General features: G+C 70.8%; 4 protein-coding genes, 2 pseudogenes and 1 riboswitch. All 6 genes and pseudogenes read left to right on the top strand.

Translation table 11 applies throughout. The annotated features are described in order from the left end of the window. A pseudogene (locus JF597_RS48350) lies at nucleotides 1-332 on the top strand (ABC transporter ATP-binding protein); the annotation flags it as partial. Between the two features lie 200 nt (nucleotides 333-532). After that, nucleotides 533-907 (top strand): hypothetical protein, encoded by a 375-nt coding sequence (locus JF597_RS48345; RefSeq protein WP_294012031.1) that lies wholly within the window; start codon nucleotides 533-535, stop codon nucleotides 905-907. Nucleotides 908-946: 39 nt separating this feature from the next. Continuing rightward, nucleotides 947-1,606 (top strand): hypothetical protein, encoded by a 660-nt coding sequence (locus JF597_RS48340; protein WP_069761075.1) that lies wholly within the window; start codon nucleotides 947-949, stop codon nucleotides 1,604-1,606. 110 nt (nucleotides 1,607-1,716) lie between these two features. After that, nucleotides 1,717-1,827 carry a putative leader peptide gene (locus JF597_RS55890; protein ID WP_366916560.1) on the top strand — a complete coding sequence of 37 codons (111 nt, stop codon included), beginning with the start codon at nucleotides 1,717-1,719 and terminating at the stop codon, nucleotides 1,825-1,827. Between the two features lie 156 nt (nucleotides 1,828-1,983). Beyond that, entirely contained in the window at nucleotides 1,984-2,850 is an 867-nt protein-coding gene (locus tag JF597_RS48335) for a glutathione S-transferase C-terminal domain-containing protein (RefSeq protein WP_294012024.1), read from the top strand. Nucleotides 2,851-2,915: 65 nt separating this feature from the next. Continuing rightward, nucleotides 2,916-3,025: riboswitch (SAM riboswitch) on the top strand. A gap of 335 nt (nucleotides 3,026-3,360) precedes the next feature. Further along, a pseudogene (locus tag JF597_RS48330) lies at nucleotides 3,361-3,584 on the top strand (amino acid ABC transporter permease); the annotation flags it as partial.

The following is a 3,584-nucleotide window of genomic DNA, read 5'->3' as shown; positions in this document are numbered from 1 at the left end:
CGACCAGCGCGCTGGACTCCGAGAGCGAGATCCTCGTCCAGGAAGCCCTGTGGCGGCTGATGGAGGGACGCACCGCGCTCGTGGTCGCGCACCGGCTGAGCACGGTCGCCGGCATGGACCGGCTCGTCGTCCTGGACCGGGGCCGGATCGTCGAGCAGGGCACCCACCAGGAACTCCTCGCCTCGGACGGCGCCTACGCCAAGCTGTGGCAGCACCAGTCGGGAGGCTTCCTCACCGACGACATCGACGACGCCGACGACACGGGCGACACCCACGACACGGACGGCACCCACGACGTCGACGACCGCCCGGCCGGCGCCGACCTGCGCTGAACCACATCGCCCGGCCGCCGAATCGACATCGCCTGGCATCGAACGGCCGGACAACGGCGGTGTCCCGCCGCCGAACACGCGATATCCGTCGACTCCTGTCAAGACCCGAAGACCCGGACAACCCGCCGATAGCTTCCTCGTGTTGTCACACCGGTGATCGTCGCCGTGTGACGCCGGGGAAGCCGTGCGGAGGTGCGTGAATGGATCCGGGGACACTGGTGGCGCAGGCCCTGACCGCGGGGGTGGGCGCCGGTCTGAGCGGTGCCGCCTCATCCGCGGTCTCCGACAGCTACGCCGCGCTGAAGCAGGCCCTCGTCCGGCGGCTCGCGGGCAGGCCCGGGGCCCTGGAGCGCATCGAGCTGCTGGAACGCCGGCCGAGCGGGTCGGCCGAAGGGCTCGCCCACGATCTCGTCATGGCCGGTGCCGTCGACGCCGAGGTGATGGAGCACGCCCAGCGGCTGTTGGCCCTGATCGACCCGGACGCGGGCCCCCGCGCGAGGTACCGGGTCGATCTGCGGGAGGCCCGAGGCGTGCAGGTCGGCGACGGCAACACCCAGCACAACACGTTCGGTTAGGTGCCCGACCGACACCCACGGGCCGCAGAAAGCACCACGATGACGAGGAACAGCCGGACCAACGGCGTCCAGGCCGGCGACGGCAACACACAGCACAACACCTACCTGCCGCCGCAGAAGCCCACGCACCGCCGTTCACGGGACTACGCGCCCACGGCGACCGTGACCGCGGGCGACCACTCCACGGTCACGCAGAAGAACACCCATCTGAGGTTCTCGATCCCCGTGATCGGACCGGTGCTCGGCATGGCCTCCGCCCATCCCGTGATCGCCGGCGTGGCGGCGGTGACGATCATCGGGGGAGGCGGTCTCGCGACCAACGCCGCGCTGTCCGGCCCGCAGCCCTCCGTCTCGACGACGCTGGTCCGTGGGTTCCGCATGACGGACACCGGGGCAACGCCGACCGGTTACGACTTCACCCGCACCCCGCCCGTGCCGGCGGGCACGACCACCGACGCCATCTACGTCTCGGGCGGGTACCTGGTCGCGAGCAACGGCAAACTGGCCCCCTGGAGTTCCACCGAGCTTCCCACCGGGGCCGACTGTCGCCGGGCGGTGGCCGAACATCCCGTGCGCCAGACCGTGGTCGGCGCCCGATACCTCACCTGCTACGTCGACCGCAACGGCAACCCCGGGTACATCCTGGTGACCGCCACGGCCACCGGATACACGACCGTCGACACCGCTCATCTCCGCTGACTCACCGGAAACGTCCATCGGGCCGTCCGCGATGCGGGACGGCCCCCTTGACGTGGTTCCCGGTCGGATCGACACTCACTGAAGGAATCCTAGTGAACAGGTAGGGAAACATGAGGCGCCTTGAACCGGTCACCGTCCGAGTGGTCCGTTCGCCTCTTCTGACCTCCCGCCGCCACATCGATCTACTGCGTGTCTGCAGCGCGATCGGACCCCGGGGCTGAGCCGCCGCCCTTCCCGCGCCGACTGTGCCTTTCCGGCCGACCCCGTCCGGCGCACACGGGTGAGCCCTGCCCCCACGGCCTTGCCGCCGCCCCATTCCCGCCTGCTCGACGTCGCTTCCGCCGCGCGCACGTCCGCGCCCGCTCCCGGGGAGAGTCATGACCGTCACACCACTGGCCGCCCACACGACCGACCGACCCGCGCCCGCCTTCCGGGGCCGCATCGGACAGGACGCGCGCAGCGGCCACTACGCCGTGCCGCGCCGCTACCGGCTGCACCTGGCCGCCGCCTGCGCGGACGGTCTGCGCATCGCCGTCGTGCACAGCCTGCTCGGCCTCGACGACATCTGTCCCGTGACCCTCCTGGACCCGGTCCCGGACTGTCCCGACGGCGGGCATTCCGCGCTGCGCCCGCTGTACGAGGCCAGCGCGCACCGGTACACCGGCGCTGCCGTCGCACCCGTGCTCAGCGACGACTGGTCGGGACGGATCGTCAGCACCCACGCCACCGACATCACCCGCGACCTGGCCCGGCACTTCGGCGGCGGACGTCCGGCGCTCTACCCGTGCGGAGCGGAGTCGGAGACCGAGGCCGTGGAGCGGATGAGCAGGGGGATCGCGCAGTCCGCGCAGCAGGCCGGGTCGGCGGGCGGTGACGACGTGAGCCGTGTCGCCGCCCTGGAACAACTACTGGACTCCTTGGGCTCGTTGGATCGATGGCTGGTGGACCGCGAGTACCTGATCCGGGATCACGTCACCGCCGCTGATGTCGAGTTGTGGGCCACGCTGGTGCAACTCGACACCGTGCACCGCCACCACCTCGACGCCGCCGCAGTCCAGCGCATCGCCGACCACCCCACGCTGTGGGCCTACGCCCGCCGTCTGACCGCCCACCCGGCCTTCGGTACCCACCTCGACCTCGACGGCATCGCCCGCCGGCACCACGCCCACTGCCAGGGTCTGGAGGCCGCCGGGGCCGCCGTACAGATCCTGGACTGGGCCTCGTACGCCGCCCGCACGTCCTGAGGGTTCCACCTGATGGACCAGGATTGACATTCGTTCGGGCAATTGTCTTAACTACGGCCCAGAACGGTCATGAGTGTCAGCGACAAGCCCTGGCTTGCTGACCGGCAACCCTCGCTCCGCGGTGGGGTGCCCCAGGTGACGACCGGACCGGATGACGTTTCGGTAAGCGCGAGTGGCCCCAGGGGCCGGAAGAGCACGGTGACGGACATGTACGCAGTCTCCAGGACGGCCACGCGCCGCTCCCCGGGCTGCGTACAGCCGTACACGAACGTGCTCGTGGCCGACCGGAGCGTCGATCTGCTCCGCGTGAGCAGCGCACTGTGTACCGCACCGGGCCGTGCCCGCTGTCGGGGCTGACCTTCCTTCCCAGCCCCCGCGTTTCTGACGAACGCCGCGTTCGCGGTGTGCCGTCGTCCGCCCAGCCCCCGGTGCCCGAGCGTCACGTACTGCCGTCGTAGTACGCCGAGTTCGCCGTGCACAGGGGAAACCCGACTCCGCCGGAGCCCCCTCATGAGTGAACCCCCAGGTGCCGCAGTGTCCGTCACCGAGGCACCGCCGCAGCCCGACACCCCGTCAAAGCCCCTCTCGGCGCAGCGAGTTCTGCCGCTGAGGCGACCGGGCCGCTGGATCGCCACCGCCGTCGTCCTGGTTCTGGCGGCCCAGTTCGTCCACGGCCTGGTGACCAACCCGTTCTACCAGTGGGACCGGTTCGGCTACTGGTTCCTGCGGCCGAC

Origin of the sequence: Streptomyces sp., from assembly GCF_019510245.1 — a bacterium.
In the GTDB taxonomy this organism is placed as follows: domain Bacteria; phylum Actinomycetota; class Actinomycetes; order Streptomycetales; family Streptomycetaceae; genus Streptomyces.
This window is presented reverse-complemented; position numbering and strand designations above follow the sequence as displayed.

Bases quoted from the DNA above. Each gene is read 5' to 3' on its own strand.
- JF597_RS48345 (WP_294012031.1), top strand. From the start codon at position 533: ATGGATCCGGGGACACTGGTGGCGCAGGCCCTGACCGCGGGGGTGGGC.
- JF597_RS48340 (WP_069761075.1), top strand. From the start codon at position 947: ATGACGAGGAACAGCCGGACCAACGGCGTCCAGGCCGGCGACGGCAAC.
- JF597_RS55890 (WP_366916560.1), top strand. From the start codon at position 1,717: ATGAGGCGCCTTGAACCGGTCACCGTCCGAGTGGTCCGTTCGCCTCTT.
- JF597_RS48335 (WP_294012024.1), top strand. From the start codon at position 1,984: ATGACCGTCACACCACTGGCCGCCCACACGACCGACCGACCCGCGCCC.